The organism is Proteus alimentorum, from assembly GCF_002607735.1.
Lineage (GTDB): Bacteria > Pseudomonadota > Gammaproteobacteria > Enterobacterales > Enterobacteriaceae > Proteus > Proteus alimentorum.
The window spans coordinates 18,545-44,094 of the sequence record NZ_NBVR01000019.1 but is presented as its reverse complement, the minus strand read 5'-3'; the positions used below and the strand labels follow the sequence as shown (position 1 = coordinate 44,094).

24 protein-coding genes are annotated in these 25,550 nt (G+C 36.7%); 4 read left to right on the top strand and 20 right to left on the bottom strand.

The features are described 5' to 3' along the window. Nucleotides 1-527 precede the first annotated feature (527 nt). The 4 genes from B6258_RS05225 to B6258_RS05210 form a co-directional block, all read right to left on the bottom strand. Complete coding sequence (locus tag B6258_RS05225) at nucleotides 528-1,736, bottom strand: TraI domain-containing protein (RefSeq protein WP_240531525.1); 1,209 nt, start codon at nucleotides 1,734-1,736, stop codon at nucleotides 528-530. Between the two features lie 240 nt (nucleotides 1,737-1,976). Beyond that, nucleotides 1,977-2,900: an ArdC family protein gene (locus B6258_RS05220; RefSeq protein ID WP_099074386.1), complete on the bottom strand. Its 924-nt coding sequence runs from the start codon at nucleotides 2,898-2,900 to the stop codon at nucleotides 1,977-1,979. A 204-nt stretch (nucleotides 2,901-3,104) separates the two neighbouring features. Next, nucleotides 3,105-3,995 (bottom strand): integrase domain-containing protein, encoded by an 891-nt coding sequence (locus B6258_RS05215; RefSeq protein WP_099074385.1) that lies wholly within the window; start codon nucleotides 3,993-3,995, stop codon nucleotides 3,105-3,107. A 71-nt stretch (nucleotides 3,996-4,066) separates the two neighbouring features. Further along, on the bottom strand, nucleotides 4,067-5,209 hold the full coding sequence (locus B6258_RS05210) for a Fic family protein (protein WP_099074384.1): 1,143 nt from the start codon (nucleotides 5,207-5,209) through the stop codon (nucleotides 4,067-4,069). Nucleotides 5,210-6,321: 1,112 nt separating this feature from the next. Here B6258_RS05210 and B6258_RS05205 point away from each other — a divergent pair. Beyond that, nucleotides 6,322-6,702 carry a hypothetical protein gene (locus B6258_RS05205; protein ID WP_099074383.1) on the top strand — a complete coding sequence of 127 codons (381 nt, stop codon included), beginning with the start codon at nucleotides 6,322-6,324 and terminating at the stop codon, nucleotides 6,700-6,702. Between the two features lie 108 nt (nucleotides 6,703-6,810). Here B6258_RS05205 and B6258_RS05200 read toward each other — a convergent pair whose 3' ends face one another. From B6258_RS05200 to B6258_RS05180, 5 genes are all read right to left on the bottom strand, one after another. Then, nucleotides 6,811-8,322, bottom strand: coding sequence for a conjugal transfer protein TraG N-terminal domain-containing protein (locus tag B6258_RS05200; protein ID WP_099074382.1), 1,512 nt, complete (start codon nucleotides 8,320-8,322; stop codon nucleotides 6,811-6,813). A 1-nt stretch (nucleotide 8,323) separates the two neighbouring features. Then, a complete protein-coding gene (locus B6258_RS05195) occupies nucleotides 8,324-9,739 on the bottom strand; it encodes an integrating conjugative element protein (RefSeq protein ID WP_099074381.1) in 1,416 nt (471 codons plus the stop codon). A 12-nt stretch (nucleotides 9,740-9,751) separates the two neighbouring features. After that, nucleotides 9,752-10,693 carry a TIGR03756 family integrating conjugative element protein gene (locus tag B6258_RS05190; RefSeq protein WP_099074380.1) on the bottom strand — a complete coding sequence of 314 codons (942 nt, stop codon included), beginning with the start codon at nucleotides 10,691-10,693 and terminating at the stop codon, nucleotides 9,752-9,754. Further along, nucleotides 10,693-11,091, bottom strand: coding sequence for a TIGR03757 family integrating conjugative element protein (locus B6258_RS05185; protein ID WP_099074379.1), 399 nt, complete (start codon nucleotides 11,089-11,091; stop codon nucleotides 10,693-10,695). Before B6258_RS05185 ends, B6258_RS05190 begins: the two co-directional genes overlap by 1 nt. 104 nt (nucleotides 11,092-11,195) lie before the next feature. Continuing rightward, nucleotides 11,196-12,962, bottom strand: coding sequence for an anti-phage dCTP deaminase (locus B6258_RS05180; RefSeq protein WP_164996137.1), 1,767 nt, complete (start codon nucleotides 12,960-12,962; stop codon nucleotides 11,196-11,198). Nucleotides 12,963-14,374: 1,412 nt separating this feature from the next. Here B6258_RS05180 and B6258_RS05170 point away from each other — a divergent pair. Then, on the top strand, nucleotides 14,375-15,085 hold the full coding sequence (locus B6258_RS05170) for an RES family NAD+ phosphorylase (protein WP_099074376.1): 711 nt from the start codon (nucleotides 14,375-14,377) through the stop codon (nucleotides 15,083-15,085). Between the two features lie 38 nt (nucleotides 15,086-15,123). On the opposite strand, the gene B6258_RS05165 is transcribed toward B6258_RS05170, so the two are convergent. From B6258_RS05165 to B6258_RS05120, 10 genes are all read right to left on the bottom strand, one after another. Next, nucleotides 15,124-15,771 carry a DNA-binding protein gene (locus B6258_RS05165; RefSeq protein ID WP_240531524.1) on the bottom strand — a complete coding sequence of 216 codons (648 nt, stop codon included), beginning with the start codon at nucleotides 15,769-15,771 and terminating at the stop codon, nucleotides 15,124-15,126. A gap of 253 nt (nucleotides 15,772-16,024) precedes the next feature. Next, nucleotides 16,025-18,715, bottom strand: a complete 2,691-nt coding sequence (locus B6258_RS05160; protein ID WP_099074374.1) for a conjugative transfer ATPase — start codon at nucleotides 18,713-18,715, stop codon at nucleotides 16,025-16,027. Continuing rightward, nucleotides 18,715-19,116 carry a TIGR03751 family conjugal transfer lipoprotein gene (locus B6258_RS05155; RefSeq protein ID WP_099074373.1) on the bottom strand — a complete coding sequence of 134 codons (402 nt, stop codon included), beginning with the start codon at nucleotides 19,114-19,116 and terminating at the stop codon, nucleotides 18,715-18,717. The genes B6258_RS05160 and B6258_RS05155 overlap by 1 nt, the downstream gene beginning before the upstream one ends. Before the next feature lie 9 nt (nucleotides 19,117-19,125). Continuing rightward, nucleotides 19,126-20,541 carry a TIGR03752 family integrating conjugative element protein gene (locus tag B6258_RS05150; RefSeq protein WP_099074372.1) on the bottom strand — a complete coding sequence of 472 codons (1,416 nt, stop codon included), beginning with the start codon at nucleotides 20,539-20,541 and terminating at the stop codon, nucleotides 19,126-19,128. Nucleotides 20,542-20,543: 2 nt separating this feature from the next. Next, entirely contained in the window at nucleotides 20,544-21,338 is a 795-nt protein-coding gene (locus B6258_RS05145; protein ID WP_099074371.1) for a TIGR03749 family integrating conjugative element protein, read from the bottom strand. After that, entirely contained in the window at nucleotides 21,338-21,994 is a 657-nt protein-coding gene (locus tag B6258_RS05140) for a PFL_4703 family integrating conjugative element protein (protein ID WP_099074370.1), read from the bottom strand. Before B6258_RS05140 ends, B6258_RS05145 begins: the two co-directional genes overlap by 1 nt. Next, nucleotides 21,981-22,367, bottom strand: a complete 387-nt coding sequence (locus B6258_RS05135; protein ID WP_099074369.1) for a TIGR03750 family conjugal transfer protein — start codon at nucleotides 22,365-22,367, stop codon at nucleotides 21,981-21,983. Before B6258_RS05135 ends, B6258_RS05140 begins: the two co-directional genes overlap by 14 nt. An 8-nt stretch (nucleotides 22,368-22,375) precedes the next feature. Then, entirely contained in the window at nucleotides 22,376-22,744 is a 369-nt protein-coding gene (locus tag B6258_RS05130; RefSeq protein WP_203233119.1) for a TIGR03745 family integrating conjugative element membrane protein, read from the bottom strand. A 35-nt stretch (nucleotides 22,745-22,779) separates the two neighbouring features. After that, on the bottom strand, nucleotides 22,780-23,016 hold the full coding sequence (locus B6258_RS05125; protein ID WP_099074368.1) for a TIGR03758 family integrating conjugative element protein: 237 nt from the start codon (nucleotides 23,014-23,016) through the stop codon (nucleotides 22,780-22,782). Continuing rightward, complete coding sequence (locus B6258_RS05120; RefSeq protein ID WP_099074367.1) at nucleotides 23,013-23,324, bottom strand: integrative conjugative element protein, RAQPRD family; 312 nt, start codon at nucleotides 23,322-23,324, stop codon at nucleotides 23,013-23,015. The genes B6258_RS05125 and B6258_RS05120 overlap by 4 nt, the downstream gene beginning before the upstream one ends. Nucleotides 23,325-23,592: 268 nt before the next feature. Here B6258_RS05120 and B6258_RS05115 point away from each other — a divergent pair, with 268 nt between their 5' ends. Then, a complete protein-coding gene (locus B6258_RS05115; RefSeq protein ID WP_099074366.1) occupies nucleotides 23,593-24,390 on the top strand; it encodes a hypothetical protein in 798 nt (265 codons plus the stop codon). Beyond that, entirely contained in the window at nucleotides 24,387-25,319 is a 933-nt protein-coding gene (locus B6258_RS05110) for a DUF1848 domain-containing protein (protein WP_099074365.1), read from the top strand. The genes B6258_RS05115 and B6258_RS05110 overlap by 4 nt, the downstream gene beginning before the upstream one ends. Here the strand turns inward: B6258_RS05110 and B6258_RS05105 are convergent. Further along, on the bottom strand, nucleotides 25,311-25,535 hold the full coding sequence (locus B6258_RS05105; RefSeq protein ID WP_099074364.1) for a hypothetical protein: 225 nt from the start codon (nucleotides 25,533-25,535) through the stop codon (nucleotides 25,311-25,313). The two genes, B6258_RS05110 and B6258_RS05105, sit on opposite strands and share 9 nt — an antisense overlap. Nucleotides 25,536-25,550 lie beyond the last annotated feature (15 nt).

Below are 25,550 nucleotides of genomic sequence, written 5' to 3'. Positions count from 1 at the left end.
ACAACATAATGCCATTTGAAGTGCAAGATCATCAAACTTAATCAATGCATCTACAAAAGTATCGCAATAATCAACGAGTGTTATGAAATCTGTTGTGGAATCGAACTGAATAGCAAGTAATGGATGAGTTGGGTTAAGGGTTGTTGCCATATTTAGGCATCCTCAGTGAGTAGTATTAATTTCCACCACTGGAGAGGCTAATCTCATGGGTGGTGGAACTGAACAAGGTTAGCCTTACCGACCTCACTGACGTCGGCGCGTCTTTCGACGCCCTCATCCAGCCCACCATTGAGATGTAGCAGAATGCAAACACAAAATGTAAGTGCATTGTGTGTTGTCAGTGAAGTATTTTTCAGGAGGCTAATCCCGACACCTGATTTTGCAGGTGCGAGTGAAAGATACCGTGATTAATCAACGGGAGCAAGACTGTTTTAGTGGAATTACTATTATTATTTTCTATCGCTGATGGATATTTCACCAAACAATTTAATAAGCAAATGCCACATCGCAAATTCATTGCAAAATCTTTATACAACAACCAGTAATGGATTTTCAGTAGGCTTATTATTGCTTGTGAATATTTTATTTTCTGGAATTAAGTAGCCACTTAATTTTTTAAATTGCCCTTCTAATAATTCATTTTGAAAGAGCCGGCAAGTAAACATATTACCTCGATCATGACGATGGTATTTCAGTCTCTCAAACACTTTTTGAAGCTTATCTTTGTCTTGTTTAGGTAATTTCATTTCAGCTAAAAATACATAGAAAATATTGGGTGTAACGATAAAAACATATCCTGCAATAATGTGAATTTGTGCATTAGGTTGATTTATAGAGAGATCCCCATTCACACAACGCTCAATTAGCCATTGCCAAAAAGCATTCCCCATATCGGTGATTTGATTATCAGCTTGGCGTAATTGCATTCCTGATATAACGGCAGGCGCTCTTTCTCCTAGCGATATGTTTTCTGATAACACATCACTTTCAGGCAATGATATCTCACGTTGAAATGGTGCCAGTGTTAAAGTAATCGCTTTAGAAACAATGTCGTCCACGATGCCTGTTTGCTCTCTAAATCCTGTTAAATACATTGATAGCGCCTCAAGCGCTTTAGGATGTTGGCTTAACCAATTTATTGCATCTGGTGGAATTATTTTCCATGCGAGCATCGCACCAAAACATCTCATTTGAGTTTCTGATGTTTCAGAGAGAAATCGAAATCGATAAGGCTCAGTTAGTGGCTCCTGCAATGGAAACCATCGTTTTCTACTTTTTAATTCAACTTCAAAATGACATAAATATTCCGCACAAGAAAACAATGAGGCATAAACAATAACAGCATGCCATACCGTATCTTGCTCAGCTTGCTCCTCGGGTGAGGCATCAATAGGAAGCATGTAATTTTTAGATAACTTAGAGGCACATGTTACAACTTCAAGCATGTAATCAACCATTCCGCCTAAATAGTTATAGGCTCCCTTTTCACTTAATGGAAACTGTTGCATCAAGAAAATACATTGCTCTAAGGGTGTTTTATAAAACTGGGTATAAGCCTCTTGAGACAAAGAAGATGAATTCCACAGTGATTTTAATAATTGTTGACGATGAGGCAATAAGAGAAGATCGTTTAATGATATGGGTAAAAGAGAGTGTGATGGAATTTCTGAATTTATTTCTTTTTTAATTTTTCTGAATGAGCCTATTCGCTGAAAGCATAATTTCAGATTTAGCATATAAAGTTCCATTTATGATAACAAGCTTTAATAAAACAAATAACGTCATTAAATAAAAAATAATTATATTTAATATAAAATTTAATCCAGTGTAAAATTCATATTAAATACTATTTTTAATATATTCACTTTCAATTTAATGACGATAAATTCACACGATAGAGTACAAAGATAAAAAGGCTTCCTAAAACGGAAACCTTTTTAGATTTATTATCGTTATATTACTTAGTCAAATAATAATTATTTTTTATTTGTATTTAATATTAAATACTCAAATGCCTCCTTGGCATATCGAGCTGCTCTAAATATGGCTTTATGATCTTCTTTAAGTATTCTTAACCATGATGCAATATAACTTTCATGTTGCAAATGACCTTGAATACCTAATTCAGCACATAAAAAAGCCGATCCAATTTCTGCAATAAGTTCCTCAAAAGCATAAACTGGGTTACTCATTTTTTGAGATAATGGAGTCATTATTCCTTTTCGAGCAAGTCTTGAAGTATGTCCCGTTGAATGCACCAATTCATGAAGTAATGTGCAATAGTAATCTTCCACTGAATGAAATTGCCCCATTTCAGGGATAACAATATGATCATTTTTCGTATGATAATAAGCATAATCCTGATAACGATGTATCACAGGCACACCGCCACTTATCACCACGTCCTCGGCTCTATCAATACGTTCAACATCAAGAAGAACGGGCTTTTTAGTATAAAAATGCTCTGGCAAATTTTCACATTGTTCAATATTAAAAAGATGGAAACGTGCCATAAAACAACGTGAAGAATGGGTTAATTTATCTTCAGCCTCTGTTGCCTCACTACTTAATCTATCTTCAGTAAAAGGTTTAAATAACGTGACTAATGTAGATTTTTCGCCTCTGCGAACACTACCTCCTGCACATCTTGCTTGATTAAATGTCAGCCATCGATTTGAATTAACCCCTTTTTCAACCGCTCCCATCCATAACAGCATGACATTAATACCACTGTAATATCGCCCCGTTGCTGCATTAACCGGTAGCCCTTCATTTTCAGTATCCCAAGTTTTACGCCAAGGTTCTGTTCCTTTTTCTAATGCTTCAATAATCTTATTTGTCACTATGTGATAAAGATCGTTTTGCCGTGAGGATGTACGACCTATTAATTCCTTTTTCATAGGCAATTCCTGTTAAAAAAGGGAATTGCCACCAAATGGGGAAGCAATTCCCATTTGGGGTGAAATAAAGAAAGTTGATTTAATAAATATTGCAATCGCCCTAAGGCATTCCTTTCAGATTGCGGAAATATTGGCTGTTGTTATAAACAACGAATTAACGGGTAAACGTTATTAATTTGATGTGCTATAAACAAGTTTGTTTTATTAATCATTCATATTAAGTTTATTGTAGACACGCTCAACATAACGCCCTCGCCCATCACCATGCCCTAGATCCATAGAGACTATTGCCTTAGCTTCATCATCACTCATTCCATTATTTTTATGATAATTCATTGCATTCACTGCCCACGCATAGCGCAAGCTATGAGGTGCATATTTACCTGTTAGCCCAGCATTTCTGACAACATTTCGATAGCGATCTATGGCTGATTTTAAATTGGGTTTATCAATCAATTTACCGTTCGATTGAGAAGCTAAATTCAATGCTTGATTGACGGCATATAACATTTTTTCACGATCAATAATTGTCGTATCTCTAGGTCTTCCTCCTTTTGTACCAAAAACGATACGAACACTTTTCTCACCTTGGATCAGAGCGCGTTGCCATGTTTTTAATGACTTTGCTGACTGTATCGCCTCTTCAGTACGTAACCCAAAACAACGTGCTAGTTGCATGGTCATTGCAACCCCCATATCTTGCTTTTCTGCATGATAAAAAGCAGATAAATACCGTTCTTCACTAATAGCTACTTTCGTGCCATCACGGCTCGCATTTGATAAACCAAGCGCATGATTACTTAGCTTCTCATGTTGAGGTGAGGCAAGCTTTGTTCTGCCAGCAACCGCTAAAATATTCCTAATGCCTGCCATTTCGTTTTGAAGTGTTCTTTTGGAAATGCCTTCTTCCTGACGGCTTTTGATATAAAGCTCGATATGATTTATTTTGATATGTTTTACATCACGAATTTGAATATTCAGCTTTGCCATTCTATCGGCAATACGAGAGGCGATTTTCAAACGATCTGCAACGGTTTTAAAACTCCCTCCACCTTGTTTTGCTAATGTAGTTAATTGTTTGCTTAATTTGGACAAAGTTATTCCTCATCAGAAACTAAAAATTATCTGATAAAAATATCATTTATTAATAATAATATTCCTAATAATTATAAATTATGAATAAACCCTTCTTCTTTTAAAATTTTAATAACACCTCGAATCAAATAAGAATTTGAAAATTTTGCAATATAAATTCGAGATCCTTCTTCTATGGGTTGCAACAAGCCTCTTTCAATTAATTTACTAAGCTGATACGTTATTTGGGATGGTTTTAAATTAGGTAAAATCTTACGAATATCCCCAGATTTTATTGTTCCTAACTCTACTGTTTGCTTTAATACCTTAGATTCAAAAGTATTTATAAGTTCTCTTTCTAACGAGAAATCAATCGCTGGGTATAATATTTTTTTACTTAAAAAAGCATGATTAGTTAATTGATCTAGCTTTTTAAGTTCTACTGAGATCCCAGAAAGAACATATATACACCACTCTTCTAACGCTTGCTCTGTTCCCTTATCAGCTTCAGAAAGCATTGCATAATAACGTTCTCTATCATTACAGAAGACTGCTGTTGGATTAAGAACTCGCCCTCCGGCTTGTACATTAAACCCATATTTAATTAATAATGCATATGTTAACAGTCGTACTGTACGCCCATTACCATTCCCAAAAGGATGGATCCATCCAAATCGATGATGAACTAACGCAATTTTCATCAAATCATATTTAGGCTTATCTACCTGATTTATAAATGCCGTCAGTTCTTTCATATAATCAGAAACATGAATATAATCTGGTGGTAAATGTTCTGACAAAGCAATACTCACATTATGTTGGCGATAAGCACCCGGTGTTTTATCACCTTCTCGTTGTAAACCCATCACCGCTAAGCTATGTAATTCTCGAATAAAATACTCGGTTATATCGTCACCATTTTTTAAGTATTCATCGATAAATTCCATTGCTGTTTCAATATTATTAATTTCTTTAAGCTGATCGGTAGAATTTTGTGTTCCTTCTACTTTACTTTCAACATAATCAGCAAGTGTAGTATGGTTTCCCTCTATTCTTGCAGAGCCAAGACTCTCCAACATGTGAAAAATATCTTTCAATTGAGCAAATAAAAGCGGATGGACATCTGTTTCTAATCGTAAATGTCGAAGTAACTCTAACTCTGTTAAAGCATCAACTAAAGGAGAATCAAAACTTGGATTTAATAGTCCAAGTGCGAAGTGATTAAATTGGGCCATTATGTTTAATTATCTCAACCGAGCTAAAGGATTATCTCAAAAATCAATAAAAAAAATACATACAATCAATGATTTAAAAGAATTTAATGAAAAAATTATCTCAAAACCGTCAAATAATTATATCAAATTTTTACTGGATAGAATGACGAATATCCCAATAATTACAGATCTATAAAATTTACATAACATAACTAAGAAGCTGAACAAAAAACACAATATTATATATAACAATATTCTTAATCTTTTTATAAAAATCAAAATTCCCTGACGACATGGTTATATATTCACTTTAGCGGGTATCTGTGCATCAGGGCGACAATAAGTTGAGTTTTTACGAGGCTCCCCAGCTCTCAGAGCTGTTCGCGGTATAAACCGTCCTGATAAATAAAATCAGACTACCTCCATCTATCAGCTTTCGCTGATATTGCCATCGATACCGAGCTAATTTTCTCCTTTAATTTATTGAGTGAGTTGTCCTTAATATTTTCACTACGAGTGTGTCAGACTGTAGTTATCATTGAAAAGTTAGATACCATAAGCTAAAGCGTGCTGTTTGCGCGTAGCGTCACTTGGTATCGCTTACGCTTTTACACAAGTGACGCTACATCGCTCCTATCGCTTAATGCTCCTCTTGCAGATGTCTTTATGGCATCAGCCACAGCAACGAGCCTCAAATAGCGCAGGTGGCATCTTCATTATTTGTATTATCTTGCTTATTATCACCCGAAGGCATCATCTCTCAGATAATGATGATGTTAGCTCGCGATTGCCCTAAGGCGCTTCTTTCAAATCGCTGGTGCAATGATTAGCACAGAAGCATTGGCTGTTGTTAAAAACAACGAGGTAATATTTGAAGAGTAAACGATAGGAATAGTTAGTAGGTAGGTTAAATTATTTTCCCAATATTCTACATTAATCTTATTAAAAAAGTTCAATTAAATATTTCAAAAAAAACTATATACAAAAAAACAATAACAATTAAATTAATTAACTTAATTTATTAAATATTAATTTAAATTTACCCTTGAATAAATATATATTAATGTTAAAAATAAAACCGATAAGTTTATTCTATTTTTCCTATCCATATACAAATTTATATTAGCGGTTTTATGACCGATATTAATGAAACGAAAAAAAAGAGTTTTTGGTTCTTTGATGGCTCTGATTTCTTTGAGTTTTTAAGAAGAACGATGTCTTTAATTTCTCCCTCTATGGTTGTTGTCTTTATGCTATCTCTTGGTGCTTTTTTTAGTAAAGACAAATTCGGAAGTGAGTCATATCAATATAAAGTTCTTATAGGCGGTATAGTCGTCTTTATTGCGCTAATTATTTTAGCTATTCTTCATGATTTACATAAAAATTACAGCAAAGTAAATCTTAATTACCTATGTAAAGTAATTATTGGACTTGCAACCATATATTTATCTGGCGCAATCATTTATGTTAGTGTAATTAATGCAGCAAGTATGCATTCTTTAATAATAGGTTAATATCTATAAGTCCATTATTATTAATTTTTGTGTCGGTAATCATGGAGCAAAGTAATTATATCATTTTACTTTTTGCTCCATATTATTCTGATAAAATAAATAGTCACATTACTTTTTCATTATACCATTTTTAACCATATTCAGCATTGCCGAACCACCTTGAGCACCTGCTTGTTGTGTACCTTTTGAACCACTTGAAATAACTGAAGACACCGCAAATCCAAGATTTACGCCACTCCAACTTACTGCGCCAAACCAGAAAAGTGGTAACAGGATATACATAGCGCCAAGTACCAAATTCATGATCCAACCATCAGAGCCAGTACTTGCTAACCAAATATTAAAATCACTGCTATATCCTTTGTAACTCGCATACAATAATTCAATCAATTTATCGTCTAACCAACTGGCCAATGCCCACCAAAATGGAACAAATAGCCATGCGAACATCACAAAGGTAAGTGTAATCATTATTTTGGGTTCATAAGCACCCAGTAACAGAACCAGTGGAATAATGATAATCAGAGCCATTAGTAAAATCGCATGGATCATCGGTAAACCTTGGCGCAATGCATCAAAAGCAGGTAGTTGTGTCGTTTGAGCTAAGAATGTCCCTAAACTGCTGATAGCCTGCTTTATTCCTGTATCGATACTTGTGCTTTGACCTTGCTGGTTGCCCATCATATAAGTATCACCACTACTGGCTAAATGGGTACTTTGCGGACTCACTAACCAACGTAATAATCCCTCTTCCCAATTATCTGGTGATTTGGCTTTCATCATATTAATGGTGCGTGGTTCGAAATGAGTCAATAAACGCTTTTTTAAGCCTTGAGTCGTAGAGTTCCACCATGCTTTACATGTTGGATAACCACCACGACCAACATTAGCATATCCGCTATCTCGGTTTTCATTATAGGACCATGCTATTTGGGGGGATGTTGCGGTGTAGTAATCGTAATAGCCGCTTGTATTCAAAAAATAATCAGAACCAATCCAATTAGCCCCCTCCATTATTTGAGGAGATAATCCAGAATGAAGATTTTTTAACTTATAATATGCTTTGGCATAGCATTGATTCGCAAACGCTTGTACTTCTTGACGAAGAATAGGATCTATTAATTGAGTGTTCTGTACTTCAAAACGTAGCAATCGAAAATCGTTACTACAAGGAATAGTCGCGATAGTTGCATGCGTCACGCCTTTAGATAATGAATGGACTAGATACCACCACAAAGGCACTTTTGCCGTTTGGCCATTTAATTCTGCTATTAACGTACCATACCCTGAATCTGCGGGTTTCGGTACATTAATACTACATTGTGTTGAGCGAGCACGATCAAAATGTAATGTAGAAACATTGATTTCCCACAGAGGAACAGCGCAAAATATCATCACAACAAACGCAACATAGAGCGTATTTTCCATACGCGATAAGACTAAAATCCCTTTATTACCTTCATCCTCGCCCTCTTCTCGTGCTTTTAACCAGATCCCTGCAATTTTAATCGCTAATGGAAGGGCAAAAAGACCTGTTGTGATAATGAGCATCCACAATGAATTATTAATCAGCCATGCCATAAAAAGTAATACAAGTTCAAGATAACTCTCTGTCGTCATCTTAATGATCTACCTTCTGATTTAACTGATGAATTGCCTTATCACTTTGTATGATGGGTTGATGAACACCATTTTCAGCATCACGGCTTTCTTGTCGGCTCAACACCATTAACAGCGTGTTATTGCTAATAGATTTACGGATCTCCATTTCATTTTTTAATGCCAGAATTTCTCTATCGAGGAAAGCAAGACGACGATCCGTTTCTTCTAATGCTATTTTATGCTCAGCGACATGAGGTTCTGATTGCCCTGCAATCAGCATTCTTCGCATACCGAATGCCATTGCAATGGTATCTGACATCGCCAATTCACCTGCAAGGCGTTGTACTAATGCCACATTATCAGGATCCTCTTTTAGCGCTTGAATAACGCCTCTTGATACCGCTAAATCGCCAGTTTTTAATTGTGCTAAATTTGTCGAATTCGGTTTTAAATGCCCATTCACAAGCTTAATTAATAGAGCCATGTTCTCTTGTGTGATTTCTTCAAGCATTGGTGAGAACCCAACACCTACCGTTGACGTACCTGATTTATTTTCGTCGCCTCCGCTACGACATTCTTTTGTTTCAGAACAAGTGCGGATCGCCCTATCCCCCAATACACTCACAACCGCTTTCGCAGCTTCATCACTGGTTTTATAACGTCGGCAAAGAGAGCCTTTGCAAGCCGATTCATTAACTGGATGATGGCTTGTGATGGGCTGTTTATTCAAAATATTAAAACCAGCTTTTGCCAGATCATAAGTGGGTTTGATTGCGGGTTGACCGATACCGCCTCGTTTTTTACCGCCAATCCACCTAACACCGTCTTTCCCTGTTGAGGTTTTCAATTGATTATCGGCACTGACTGCATCTGATGTGGTTGCGACAACTCGTTTAAACTCTTCTCCAATAGCAGACTGCGTCCATTGATTTGAATAGGCATAATCCGCCATTTTCTGCGACATTTTTTGGCAATTGAGTTGGGCTTTATCGAATGAGACACTGGCTTGTAATACACCGTTAGTGAGCAACTCATAAAGACCAGGATTAGCACGCTGAATAATCATGGCAGGTAAACTGGCAACAGCACCCGTGGCGCTATTGATAACATTGCTCATCATATCTTTAAAACCACGCGTGGCACCATTTAGCTGATTTTTAACCGTGGTATTGATATCAAAATTACCGCACATCAAATCGCTATTCCAACCCAGACCGATACTGAGTTTTTGCATATTACTGTGACTCGGCGGTTGTGAAATCACCGTTCCACCGCCTATGGTATAAAATAAGTAATCACTGATTGCCCCTTTCATGCCTTTACTGGAGTCAGTGCTGACGACATGGCTATCGACTTCAAAAGTAGCAAAAGCAGGAAAACTCAAGGCAAAATATCCCACCACAGCACAGCTATAAAGCCAGCTTTTATCTTTCATACACTTTCCTTTTTATTGAAAATTAAAGCTATACAGAAAAATTTGTCCTCGACGTTTACAGCATTTGTAAGGTTGCCAAAGTGCCCACGCATAACCGCCATCATTAGCAATAGGCTGAGCATTATCAGGAAAAATAGAACAAGAAGAGGAAGTTGAAGGTGAAAGTCTTTGCCATTTATGATTGCGAATGCCTGTATTTTCAGTAACAGACTCTGGCGCCCAATATCCGTGATAAGAATAGCTTATTAACGGTTGATAAACATGAAGCTGTCCAGTTCGTGTCACAATATCAATAGCCCGTTGAGCCACAACTGCCGAGGCTTTGTAGTCATTTACTTGTGTCACAAAACCACTGCGAGGATAAATATTGCCCCACATATTGCCTTTAATCGTCGAACCAATTTCACGCATATTTGGAATTAGCGCTTCAGGATAAAGAGATTCAGGTAAGCCAGAACGCCACATCAATCCATCGAGGGTACTGAGAAAATAAGGCATAAAAGCCCTAATTGGGCTAGAGCAAGCATAATTCATTTGCCCCATAAATTGCCCAAATATAGGAGACGCTAATGCAGGATGCCCAATCACATCCGCATTTTTAAAATGTAGGTTATTTTTATTTCTCACTCGTTTTTGTTTATTAGCACCACCACCTTCCGCAAAGCCCGATATTCCAGCTCCTAATGACGACATTTCTGCCCATGGATTGCTCCCTGTTTGGTCGTAACTAGAAACAACTGCATTAGGAATATAGTGACTCACTTTTATCGATGTTTTTACTGAGCATCCGAATGGTGTACAAAATAACCAGTAACAGATCCCCACAATTTTGTACTCCAAGCAATGTGGTGATAACGCACTCGCAATAATTTGAGCTGAGTTAATCGCATTTGCTGATATGGGGTGAAAAGAGAGACAAAGTGCAAACACACTAGACCGCTTTAATCGCCCCATTATTGGTGTTCCAAAAATTCAGTGAGATGTTTTTCAGCCAGAACAACATCAGTGATGCCATAAACCACATAGCGATCATCAAAAACAACCGCAGGATATTTCGCTAGTTTCAATGAATAAGCGTGAAGAACACCTTGATAAGCTTGTGTGATTTGTTGCTGTTTTTGTTGCCAATCTTCTGACTGAATAATACTTCTCACTTGCTGTTCTGTTTGCTTAGGATCATGGGATAAATCATTAAATAATTGTTTTTGAATAATATCAGGTGCATCCAAATAGATGATTTGACTATCTTTTGTATTAAGTAAAGGCGTGTTGCTATCGGTATAAATTGTGGTTGATGCAACAGATTGAGTTGAAAGCACTAATAATGGAATTAATAGTTTTGGTGGTTTCATAAAGCACCCTGTAAAAAGAAAAGTACAGGATGCACATAACAGTATATTAAAATCCGCAAAAAAATATAAATGGATATTTTCTAATAAAAAACACACTAAAGTATTTAATTTATTAAATAATCATATTCATCCTTTAAAGGAAGGACTTGCTCATACAATCGATGATATGAGCGCCCAACAGCACCTCTAAATTGAATAAGTTCAGGTTTATTTGTTCCTATATCTAAAATATGCTCTTGTGCAATACCAGGATAAGGATCTATAAAAATAATTTCTTTTATTCCAAGTTGATAAGCTTTTTTGGCACATAATTCACATGGACTAGCTGTAGTATATAATCTACCACCTTCTATTCCCATAGAACCATATTTAGATAACTGTAAAAAAGCATTTTCCTCAGCATGCAATGAACGTGTATGAACTTGATTTCCTTTCAAATCAAGATTATTTTTTATATCTTTAAAACAATAAGGAACTGTCATTCCTTTTAAATAGTCATTTCTATCATCTAATTTAACTAATATTTTCCCCATAGCTTCTTTAAAGAAAGTATTATTTAACTCATAATGACTATAAATTTTATTATTTTCACTATCCAAAACTCCTCTCACTGTTCTTAAAGCGCATGGAATTTGCCCCTTTGCAACGTCATTCCACCCTACTGATTTTATGGAATTATTACTATCAGTTACTACAGCACCAACTTGCCGAGAAATACATCCAGAATTGAGTTTGGCTGAATATGCTAATTGCATAACTCTTTCCATAGCCGTTGGACTAACTAATCCAGGATGTAACATTAATGATATATACCATGCTATTTGAGCATTTAAAATTTGATTACCTTCAGCCCCACTTTTAGGATTAAACATATGGATATCAGAGATTTCAATACATCTAGAAATATTGATAGATGTAAAATAAGATATTTTATCCTTTTCAACACCTGTTTTGTTGAATAATTTCCCCGACTCTCTGTCATCAATTTCTTGTATTGATTCACCTGAAAATTTGTATGTATTCAGGTATTCCTTTCTATTTTCATCTGGAGCATTAATAGAAATTAAATGAAATGCAGAATATCTATCTTTAAAAAACTTAACTTCATATGGATTTCTTATTGCATCGATAACAATATAAGACTTCCCATTATTTCCTTTTTTTATTGCCTTCACAAATTTATTTATCGTCTCAGGCAAGTGAAAAACAGATGGTGGGATGAACTTTTTATTTTCGTAATTTATTTCTATTTTTCCCAATCGCCTAATTGAATTACCAGCCGCTTGATAAGTTGATATATATAAACCTTGCTGTATACTATCAAGTTCTTTTTTTATTGTTACAGTAATCTTTTTTAAAAAATTTAAAATAGAGCTTATTCTATTAAAATCATTACTTGTTAAATTAAGCTCTTTAGTATGATCAATGAGTTTATTCAATGTATTAATTAATTTGGACTCTCTATCTTTTTCAAAAATTGCTTTATTTAGTTTTTCTAAAACATTATTTTTATTTACTCGATTAAATTCGTTTTTTCCACTATATTCATAAATAAATTCAGCAAGCATATCTTTTGATAAAGATAATATGTATGCAGTGATTAAATCACTCACTTTTATGATGTGAAATTTTCGCCAATGCTCTTCAGCATATGACTTTAAAATATTATACTTTATACCGTCAATATAAGAATAAAAATCATTTACATCATCTAAATCATTTACATCATCTAATATAGGAAAATTAGGTTTTTCACTAGATAAAATATTTGCTACAGAAGAACAACCAGAACCAGTTCTTCCTGTTAATCCCAAAAGAATAAATTCATTATTTTCTAAAAATAAATCCTTTATTGCATTGACATCACTCATATTAACTCTCCAAATTTATATTTTGTTTAATTAAATTTAAAATAACACATGGAAATATTAACGCTAAAAAACAAACTGATATCTAAAACGGTATTATAATATAAAACATATAACAATTTAACGCTAACTTTATAGTAATAAAAATTACAAGAAGATAAATCACTCAATGTAATTAATAAATTAAAATAAGTTACAATACAAAAATATCAATTATTATATAATCTAAAATTAAAAAATATTGTGTAATTCATTCTAATAAAAAAGAGTAATTTATATTTTTACATGAATAGTAAAGTTTATCAGAAATATACCTATAAGAATATTAGAGCAAGATCTGACTTTTTATTTAGAAATCTATGGCCGTTGACTAAAGCCGGCTAACCACCTAGAATGTAGTCAATCGGCAGGGTTAATGGAACGGCTTCCATTCCTGCGACGCCTTAAGTGGCATAGCCGAAAATTAAAGTTTATGAAAAAGAACCCTAGTGGTTCTTTTTCTGTTTGTGTTGTAAATCATGCTTTCCTCTTTGTCATTACGCTTTGCTTTCATACATACAATCTCCTCTTATTTAGTTAGTAACGTTTCCAAACTATTCCATTGATATTACAAAAATAAGTAAATTATTGAGCATAAGAACAGATCTTAAAGTTTATATTGAGATAACCAAACTTTAAGCTTGTTTGAAATTTGGAATCAGCCTTTGTTTAAACATTATTATCTGTATTAGCTCAAATTGAGCTAATAACAGCTATGACACAGAGCTAAATCAAATCTGACAGGTCATATTGTGCCGAAGGCGGAATTATTATGCTTGCGATAACTAAGGAAAACGCATTGCTAACTATGAGTCTGAGCCGATAAGATTATCGGTTCTTCGGTTCAGATCACAGCGGTAATCCTTGTGTGTAGCTATACCTATTACTCGAGAATTTCCACCTGAACGACATCATTCCCTAATATGATCAACTCCATGTGCTGTCGGTAATATTCTACCAATCGGTCGGTTGAGTAAGCGGACTCCTGCCTGAAGAATAATCTCCAGATCATGCTGTCAATATGGCCCTTGTGGACGCTTACATAAAAACTCAAACTTTCTTTACTAAAAATACAGTATCGAGTGAAGTTATCATTTCTAATTATCCTAATAAAGAAAAGATCCATATGGTTATCCTTTCGGTAAAACTCTCTGTTTTATTTTTCATTTTCAAATCCACCAATACATCGAAAAGGCATGAGAAGTATTTTAAAAAATTCTATAAATTTCTGAAAAATAAAAAATCTACTTGGTATAATCGAAATTGAGATGCATGTTATCTCGCGCGCCCTACCGGGCAAGCACGGTAGAGCTTATTTTTCACTCAATATGGAGAGGAGCCTATGGCTTAATCTGTTTATAGAAGGAACCTTAAAAATGCCTAAATGGAAATTTAATGAAACTATTGTTGCACAAGGGATTGGTGCACAAAAAAAATCTGGACGTATTCCGGAGATTGACATTCAACAAGGCTCTGGCCTTTTGAAGCGTCATCAACGGAAGTTGTATGAAAGCGCAATCAACTTCAGTGCGCCAATTAAAAAAGACGACTGTGGGCGATACAACCCTCCAGGAGGAAGTGTGGCGGTATGGTATGCCTCTGACTCAGCATTAACGGCAGCGGCGGAAGCATATGGGCGTTTGTTCCATCGTCAAAGAACGATTTCTTATCCTGAATCGGTACTTTCACAGCACTATATGTGCTCTGTGGATGTCGTGAGAACGGTGAAAGTGATTGATGTTGTAGAACTCTGTGAGTTGTTACATATCCCTTTGGATAGCTTAGAGAATGAGGATTACACCTTTACTCAGTGGCTAATGGAACATCTTTATACACATTTCAAAAGTGACTATGACGGGATTGCCTATACCTCAAGACATAAACGCTATAAACGCTGTTATGCCTTTTGGGAACGACCAGATAGTACCCCAGCATTTACTGATACCCCTCAGGGGATGGTGCCTTATGCCAGTTATGTTGAAACTGATAAAGGCATGTTCCCTAAAGGATGGAATAAAGGAACTATGTCAGGTGAAGAGATATTTGAAGAATTGCTTGGATTCGAAATTACGCTAGAGCCAATGTAAAACAAAGGGGGCTGGACTAGCCCCTCTTTTTATACCAGTTAACTGGCTACATGATTTCCAAATAGCTTAACGGCTCGAATGGCTAAGCTAAGTTCACTATTTTTAGCACCGTCCTGCATGATTTGAATCGGCGTCTTTTGTAGGTCTTCATTATTAATTTTTATCGGTGATTTCAGCACACTCAATCGTAACATTGGATGGGTATCTTCTTCGAATGCCGCCATAACGTCTTCAAAGCCAGTTATCAGCCCATTATCAGTGAACTGAAATTTCGGGAAAATAAAATCACCGTTCTGCTTGAATGCTAAAAGCTTATTCTTCTTAACACGAATATTTATCGCTTGGCGAGTAATGCCAAGGATATCGACCACATCATTCACCTTTAGCGTACCGCCCAACTCCTGAAGCTCACGATAAAATCTTTCCAGATTTTCGCGACGACGGCGCACTTTACGCAATTCGTAGTCATTCACACGAGTCTTCTGTTCGAGTTGTACGGTGTAGAGCAATTGCATCAGTGAACCATCATCCAGCGTAATAGCATTCATAACCTGATTTTTGTCTTCAAATTCAGGCATCAGGGAAATAGCAAGGTTATTAATCCTTTTCAGAAGGTTCAACTGGTACTCATTCAGCTTAGCTGAAGTGTTGATTTTTCTTTCTGTTGTGGCGTGTTTAATCATCATGCACCTCCATTTGACGATTATTATAATTTACTTTTAAGGAATGGTCAAATTTAGAGGCGAGTATCTATCATTAATCAAAGTATAAAATTTTAACTGGCTCCCAATCGATTCATACGCAGTGATGTCAGTCAGCATACACAATTATGAAGGTCTATATATCACTCAAACTAGACAGTCAGGCATAGTTGTGTTCTATCAACAATACCTGTTAGTTCAAGTTTGAGCTGACACACATCAACTAGCCAGTAAGCTATTATTTCAAACCAACAATCCCCCTCACCCCATCCAACCTCTCAGCAATCCGTTTGGCTGCCTCTAACTCACTAATACCATGCTCTATCATCAGTTCTTTTCGCTCTGCTTTTTCCTCTTTTTCAGTCATACCTAATGCAAGGTATAAACTCGGAGGAACGGCACGAAATAAGGCTTCAATACGACTGGCTAGGACAACGCCCTCTGTATAACAACGGGGGGTTTTGGTTGCTGATAACAACATGGCTTTCTGTTCTGGTGTAAGTTTTTTAAATCGGGCGATTTCTTCAACTTCTTCAGGTGGCATCACTAAACACAACCACCACTCAATCATATTTAGCATCTTCTTCGACGTAGACGGAAAATCCTCTAAATTTTGGGTCGCCAGCCATAACCAAGCACCCAATTTACGCCACATCTTGACGACCTTAACCACATAAGGGGCAAGTAATGGGTTAGTGGTGATCATATGGGCTTCATCCGTGGCAAAGACAATTTCGCGTTCTAAAAACTGATCGCGTTCTGCAATATTATTAATGGTGTTGACTAATGAGGTATAAGCAACGGCTAAAGGGGCTTCATAGCCTTCTCTGGCTAATGTACCAAGATCAATTAATGTGACATCAGCTTCTGACCAGTGTTGTCCTTCTCGGTTAAATAGCTCACCTAAAAAGCCTTGCATAAATACACTGAGCGATTCGCCCATATTTTGGGCTCTGGCTCGTCGAATATCAGGACGATCTTTATCTTTCGCAAAGGCATAAAAGGTATTTTGCAAATCAGCGGTGGTCATCTGCCTACCTTCATTCCATGCATTGTTAGCACTCACTAAAATGGCTTCTCGCATCATGCCTCTATCTGCTCGCTCTAACTTTGCTTCTTCTTTGACTTCACCACCGGTTATCATTAATCGCGCAACAATTTCGAGTTCACCTAAAATATCTCGCTCATCTATTTCGTCGGTTTCATCTGCATCAATAACCTCACTAAGCTCATCTTCATTGACAGGCTTTACCGTGGTTTCAATAAGCTTATAAGCGTCCGCAAAAGGCGCTAATGAAATCCCACAACCTGGTTTAATGCTAAGTTTATTCACACTCAAGCCTAACTCAGCACAATAATCAGCAAACAACCCAAATGAATTTCCGGCTTCTGCAATAAATAAGCGAGGTCGATGAACCGCCATAAGTTGAGTAAATAGACTATTGAGTGTTGCGGACTTGCCTGAACCCGTAGGACCGAAGAGTACCAAATGGGCATTTTTAGAACGATCAGCACTATTTAAAGGGTCAAAAGTCAGCGGTGCGCCACCACGATTAAAAAAGGTAAATCCTGCATGACCGCTTCCCGTATCACGACCAAAAACAGGTAACATATTGGCGATATGTTGCACAAAAGTCAGTCGGGTATACCAATGCTTTTTATCCAATTCGGGATTAAAGCACATAGGCAAAGCACGAAGATAAGCATTTAATGGCGCAATATCGTAGTCAGGTTTTATCGGTTGTAGCCCTGCATTTAGTAACACTGCGGTTAAATGGCGTTGATGACTGTTGAGCTCTTTTAGTGTTGCGCCTGATACATAAAACGTCATACTCGCACGATAAAGCTTATGTCGTTCACCAAGATAACTTTTTGCTGTTTGAGCATCAGCACGCACTCTGGCTGATTCACTGTTTTCGCCTATTGCATTTTTCGCTAGATGGTTAAAACGCTCTTCCAGTTCATCCTGTGGTTGTACCACTAATGTCATTGATATCACGGTGCCTTGTGGTAACAAATCCATCAACGCATTGATATTATCCCCTTTGCGCGTTTCTCCGGTTAAATGCCCTACGGTAGGTGCTCGACGAAGCCTATCAATATTAATGGCTTTATGAGGGCGATTGTCAAACCACCAAACACCATTTTCTACATCTGCTTTAGGCGGTGTAAACATCAATGTTTCGCTAAAATCATTGAATATCGGGAGTTCACTGTTGACAGTGTCAACATGGGTCGCCGTGCGATAGAGCGTTTCTTTATCAACCCAATCAGGCTCAGGATTAAACCAACGTAACAGCCATGCATGAATATCTTCACCCTTTTGCCTAACCGTAGTAATACCCGCGCCTAACAGCGCAGAGCATAAACGCTCACAGACTTGATTGAGTTGTTCTTCTGGTGAAAAAGGCTCTATTGCATTCGGATTAACATAACGATAAATCACCATACGGGTGCGCCGTTGCTGACCGCGCCATGGTGCCCCTGTTACTGCCTTATCAACAAACAAGCCTTGGGGTACTGCAAGCCCTCGCATATGCCGTTCAATGACCTGTAAATATGCTGTCGTAAAAACAGAACCTTGCGCCCATGGTTTAATGTAATGACGTAATTTGTCGAGATATTCCGAAGGTTCGGCTTCATCTTGGCAAAAAAACTGGATCACCCAAGGATGACTATCGCGCTCTTCAAAACTGTCTTGAAAAGCATCTTCCACAATATCACGAATTTCTTCTAATCTTGCTTCTGTTCTGCCCTCAGTACCCACAGGGATCACTTCAAAAACCGCCCCCACAGAGACACCATCATCCAACAATAAACATTGGCTATTGGGTAAATATTCAACCCAAGGGAGAAAATCAATAAATGAGGCATAATTAGGGTAAAGTGACTTCACGGCTTGTTGTGTTAATTTACCACTCTTTTTCATCAATAAGCCTCCAATCGTTCATTGGGCAAGGCATATTGCACTTTGCTATAAAAAGGAAAAACCGTGCTATAGCTGGGAATAGGCGTAGGCTCAGAACCCACAAAATGCGGATAAATATAGATCACCATATCGGGATTAGGTAAGCGAGGGAAATGATGTTGGATGTTCTCTTTAGCCTGCTGAATATCACTCTTATTCACAAGATGGCGAGGTGGATTATCTGATCCTATTAACCCTCGCTGAATGGCTCTTTCTTGTCTTTTTTCTGTCTTTATTTCACCCACTTTGCTTTGCCAAATATCACGCATGGTATTGTTACCTGTGGGTAAAATCTCCTCTTTAGAAGTACTGCAACCCGTTAATAGTAATATCATTATTAACGATAAATGCGTTCCTTTCATTAAGCATCCTTAGTCCAATTCATTCTGCTGACTTATATCGAAATCGTATTTAACTTTACGTCCTTGCGCTTCATAATCGATGGGAATAGCACGAGTAATATGCACCGCAACTTGTGCACCAGGAGGCACATAAATCGCATCAAACATTTGGCCATATCGTGCTTTAACCCACTCTGCGATTTCGTTGCTTCCTCCCGATAACGCTTTACCTAATACCGCCTTTCCTGCATTCCCCGTTAATGAATTCATCACTGATAAACCGTCACTTGCTTTTGTGGTTTGGCTTTCCGTCATCATTGACGATGCAGCACTACTGGCAGAAAGTGCAAATAAAGTCGGTAGATAAGTGGAGGCATTACTTTTACGAGTTCCAGAAAGGCAAGGTACGCCCTGTTCATCAGAGAGCCAGCCGATACTTCCCCCTTGCGATTTATCATGGTGTCCATCTGTTGATGTTGCCGATTTAGGCACAGTACGAATTGAGCCATCTTTAAACACAAAGGTAATGGAATGAATATCACCACGAACGCAAGATAATACCCAATCGCCTGTTGCAGTGCCTGAAACCACAGCCCCCTCAACATCAGGTAATTCAATACCATTTGCAGTGAGATTTTCCTTACCAATAAGGATTTTAAACGGATAGGGATCGGTGACTTTACCGTCTATCGGCACTCGACCGAGTAATGCCGTCATCGCTTGGCTTCCCATCAATGTGGCATTTTCAGGTAAGGTATAGACAGGATGTTCTGTCGCTTGAATGTGTTGTTGTTTTTTCGCTGTAAGATCGAGCTTTGCTTTTTGTCGGCTAATTTCATTATCTTCTAATTGACGGAATGACGTAGGGTATTGAAATGTACTTGTGCCATTTACCGGCTTTGCATTATTTTCATAAGCAATCCCCTCTAAGGGATCAATCCAAACCGTTGTTTGTTGATCAGTTTGCTCAAGCGCTAAACCAACGGGTAATTCCGTCTCCTTTGCCTTAATATTTTGTTGTTCATTGATTAAAATATCCAATAAATCAGCCAATCGTTGCTGTTCATGATAAAGCGTTTGCTGGGCTAAATTACCCTCCTCTTGTGCTTTCATTACCGCTTCATGAATACGACTTTCTACATTGTCACTTCTGTTTTTTAACTGCGTATTTTCAGTCAATAGCGCCTTACTTTGTTTCTCTAATTTCTCCTGATTTATCTGTATGGCTTTCATTCGTCCAAGTAAAGTACGCAAAGTATCCTGCGCAGTGTCACCTTCAATGCCCAGAATGCGTAATTCTTCTTGTGTTAAATCTGTTATAGAGGAATGGTGAGTTGTCTCTGGTGCTGATTGAGTGTGATCGCAAGACTTTACACTGACCATAATCACGACCAATAACACGACAGGAACAATTATCTTCAATAAGATATTTGAGCTCATTTGCATGCTTAATCTTCCCTTATGGTTAATTCAGGAAGAAAAGCATTCTCTAAACGCCCTTTTGTCACCAAATAAACAACGGTGGTATCTTCAGGAGTTCCCTTTGCACTTAACCAACTATGTTGAAAAGTTGCGCTATAAAAATCACCTTGTAGATCTTTAGGATTAAGTAATACCTCTTGCGCTCGCTGATTACGTAAACTGAGCGCCACTACGCTGTAACCTTGCAATCCCCATGCCCCTAATGCTTTTATCTCAATACTTTCACTTAGCAGTAATGAGGTCAGTTTTTCAGGTGATGGCATGGCAAGAGAATGTACACCTATCAACGGCTCAAGTGTGCGAAGAGGTGCATACAAACTTTGTGAAGCGTAACGGGTTAACGCAATAGGGATCGGAGGCATTCTTTGGCGTTTATTCGTGACCGTATTTTGCTGTTTGGCTAAAGTTTCCTCTTGAGGGTATGCCAACTTCACAGGCTCTAAGGCTTCTTTTCCTTGTTTAGCATTGATATCTAATAAAATCATTTCGCCATTTTCGACATCTTGAAGCACTAAACGAGTATAAGAAAATGGCGCTTTCGCCAGTAAATAAACCACACCGTCAGCACTTTGTACTCTCAGTTTTCCTTTTAATTCAGGTGGAAAACCGACACGCACATTGCGTTCAATAAACACAATACGCTCTTCATTTACATGCAAAGCGACTTTTAAAGGAATGCGTTCCCATTTCATTAATTCGACGGCTTGAACGGGTAAGACAATAAAAAAAAGCAGAAAAAATACGTGTTGTTTCAAGCGCATCAATGAAGCACTCCTTTCTTTTCATCCTTGGTGATGGGAACAACTTCTAAACGTTGAGGAATATCGAAAAAGCAGTCTAATGCTAGGCCAAAAGGATTAATTTCAGGGTTCTTATCCCAACGAACAACCTTTAAGGGATAACGAACTAATGAGCGTTTAACCGGTTCTGCATTCACATACTCATCAGTGACTAAATCAAGTCGAACACGCCAATTATCGCGATCAACAATCGTGACACTCTCTTCCTTATAGCCTCGTTCTGGGATTTCAGATACACCACGAACGCGATCACGAGATTCCCCCAGATCTTTACGTTGTTTCGCATCTTGCTGTAATAGCAGTTCACAATTTGGCGTTAAATATGCTGATAATGAATTGATCCGATAGGGATAATCCACATCGCCATTTTTCGTCCAACTATTGAGTTGTTGAAAGATATAAAAGCTAAAAGCATAGATGGTTGGCGGAGGAATTTCCCACCAAGCTCGAGAGCTTCCCGAACGTAAATCAGGCGGATTATGAATAGTTAAATGTCGAGGTGATGTGAGCCAGCCAAATAAGGCGAGTGCAATAATAAAACAGAGAACGCCACATATTACTCTTAATGTGAGAACATGATGATCACGCGCATTAAGTGCATTCTTAAATCGACTCATGTGACTCCTTATACTGAAAAGTCACTGAACGTAAACGCCGTAGTGATAACACTTGGCTACGACAAATTAATTGACTTGCCCCCAAACCACTCAAGCTTAAGAACCATTCTATACGGCGATAAAGGTAGTTTTCAGGTTTGCCTCTTTTAAAACGCGCCAGTAACCTTCCCCCTAAAATAATCGTGATTAATGGCATTAATAAAGAGATGGTCGGCAAGGCTACCCAACCTAAAAAAGGCATGATGGGAATAGCAATAATCAAGCCACCAAAAATACTCAACAGTGTTGTTATTCCTAGCTCTGGCGTTGTAAAACCGCGAAAAACAACAGGCTCGGCATTTAACCTATCAGGCATAAACTCAATTGTTGGCATACCTTTCCTTAGAGCAACACGGTTGCTGCTTTTGAAGCTAACCAAATCACGACAACAATTAAAATCACACCGACAACACAAAGCATGCCAAACTTTGCCCACGTTGCTTTACCGTCACGCACTTCAGCAAAAGTGGCAATAATGGCATTGCCAACCGCTAACATCGCCACAGCGGAAAGAATTAAACCACCAAGCACAATACCATCATTAAGATAGCCCGAAATTTGCCCATAAAAGGTTTTATCTGTACTGCTTTTAGGGCCTTCCACTGTAGGCAAATCAGCCCAAGCCATAGAGCTACCTAATAATAAAAGTGAAAAACCACGAATAAGAGAGTGATAGAAAAGACGTAGAGAAAATAATCCCTTTTGATACATCGAGATATCCTTATATAAAGTGAAAATACCTAATACTATTGGGCAAATAAAAAGAGACTGATAACAATCAGCAATACAGTACGAATGACAAAACGGATCAGCCCTTGCTCTGTAATACGTTCAGAAGCATATCCTTGATAAACATGCAGTAATCCCCATCCAGACCATAACAAGAGTAATGCAATCAAAATCCCAACAAATAAAGGATGCAGGGATGTCGGTGCAACATTGCCACTCGCAATGTTGAATGCATTAATTTGTGATTCACTCATTGATGATGCTCTTGCTGATACTGTGATGAGAAAGGGGTTAAAGCGCTTGGCCGAGCACGAGAGGGATAAAGATAGTGTTTAAGTCCTTGGCGTATTGCCTCAATATCCTGTTTGATTTGTTGGTAATTCAAATAGAAACGCGTGTTTTTTTCACGCTTAAGAGCTTCAACATGAGCGGAGGTTAATCTCGCATCAAGGTAATCGAGTTGTTTTATAGCTAAAGCAAGTTCATCTGATTCAGAGGCATAGGCTAATGGTGTTATTAATATTCCCAATAAACACCACGTTCGCATTTGAACAATTCGCATAAGTAGACCTTCTTAGATGCTGTTGTATAAAAGAAAGCAGAGTGGCAGGAAAAAACTGGCTAAGCAGTAGAAAAGCAGAAATGGGAAAGTGGAGATTTTATAGGGAACTAACGCCTCACTGCGTGAGTTGTTTAACTTCTTCCTAACTTTTTAGAAAACACTTTATACAGATAAAATAAAAACCATTAATTAAATTGATTTTAAATATAGTCTTAATTTATCCATACCATATAATTTTCACTAATCAATCATGTTAAATGGATAGACAATGGAAAAATTCATTAATGAATGTTACAAAAAAATTAAAAAAACGAAGTATTCTGAATGCCCTAATTCCTTAGGTAAAAATTGTTTAGAATGTAGTCAAAGTATGTATTTTGATAATAACAATATAAACTACCAGTGTAAAAATAAAAGATTAATTTATATTGTAAGATATTTCCCCGTACACTCATCAGAGATATATAATGCTCTCTACAATCTATTTATTTCTTTCAATAATGAAATAAAAGAACAAAAAAAACTAGTTTTTGCAAGTTTTGGGGCTGGTCCAGGAATAGATACATACTCATTCCATAAAATATTGAGCAATTCTAGCAATAATCTAAAATGTGATTCCATTATAGTACATAGAGTTGAGGCTTGTAGTAAATGGACTTACTTGGCAAGAAAATTAATGTTTTTAAATACTCCTAAATATTTAGAAGCAAAGTACTTCAGATATATTAAAGATGTTACCTCCGATAATATAAAGTTAAGTTCTAAATTTGATATTTTAGTATTATCATATATAATTTCAGAGTTAGATGAAAAAAATATTAAAAAGCTAATTGATAACATCAAAAAAAATAAAAATAAAATTTCTTATATTTTAATAAATGATAGGTACGAAGATAATGTTATAGAAAAAATGGCTGAAGTAATGTCGTCTGTTGCTATTGAGGGTTATAATTTAAATTATTTTAATAGTGAGCACTGCGGATTCTATTTTCCTGATGACATATATTCTAATCTGAAACCCAAAGTCTATCGTAAATCGGCCTACTTTATAGGTAAATTGAAATGATTATCAGTGCTAGTAGACGTACAGACATTCCTGCTTTTTATCATGAATGGTTTCTTTATCGTATCAAAGAAGGCTTTTTACTAACAAAAAATCCATATAATCACCAAGTGAAAAGAATATCTCTATTACCACAAGAGGTAGATGCAATTGTTTTTTGGACTAGAAATCCTGGAAAGATGATACCTGAATTGAATCAACTTCAAGATTTTAATTATTATTTTCAATACACGATTACTGGTTACCCTAAAATCTTAGATTCACATGGTTTGAACCCATACAAAGCAATTTCAATTTTTCAAGAGCTTAGTAAGAAAATTGGCTCTCAAAAAGTGATTTGGCGTTATGACCCAATAATTATATCCAATGTAACTCCTTTGAGTGAACATAAACGACTCTTCAAAAAAATAGCAACAAGTCTTGCCGGATATACAAATAGGGTTGTGATAAGTTTCGCTGATTTATATAAAAAAACAGAGAAAAATCTTCGTCTTATTCCTAATTTTACTTATCGAGATATTACTAATTACCATGAAGAACTTAGCGAATTATGCTTTTTTTTATCAAATATAGCTCACCAATATGATATGAAAATATCATCATGTGCAGAATCACTTAATCTTGATAATTTTGGTATTGAAAAAGGGAAATGCATTGATAACAGGCTGTTAAAAGAGTTGTTTGATATAAATATACTAGAAAAAAAAGATCCTGGACAAAGAGAGTTTTGTGGATGTGTAAAAAGTGTAGATATTGGGCAATATAATACTTGTTTACATGGATGCAGATATTGTTATGCAACATTTAATGATAAGATAGTTAAAAATAATATGAAAAAGCATAACCCTCATAGTCCATTTATTTTAGGAGAATATGAAGAAAAGAATCATAATTCTCACTCAGAAATAATTATACAACATAAATTATTTTAAATGTGATTTAGTCGATTTCAATAAAGTATTAAAAACTTCATTCTGCGATGCTCTGATCTTTTTTCCTTTTGGAGTAATAAAAGTCACTTCTTTTCCACTACGACTACAAGCAGTACTAACTGTACTTCCATCTTCTCGAGTCTGAATAATTTGCGGTGTTTGGAAAAAAGAAGGTTCTGGTATCACTGATATTCTTCTTCTCATTACCATGCTCATTCCATCGCATCTCAA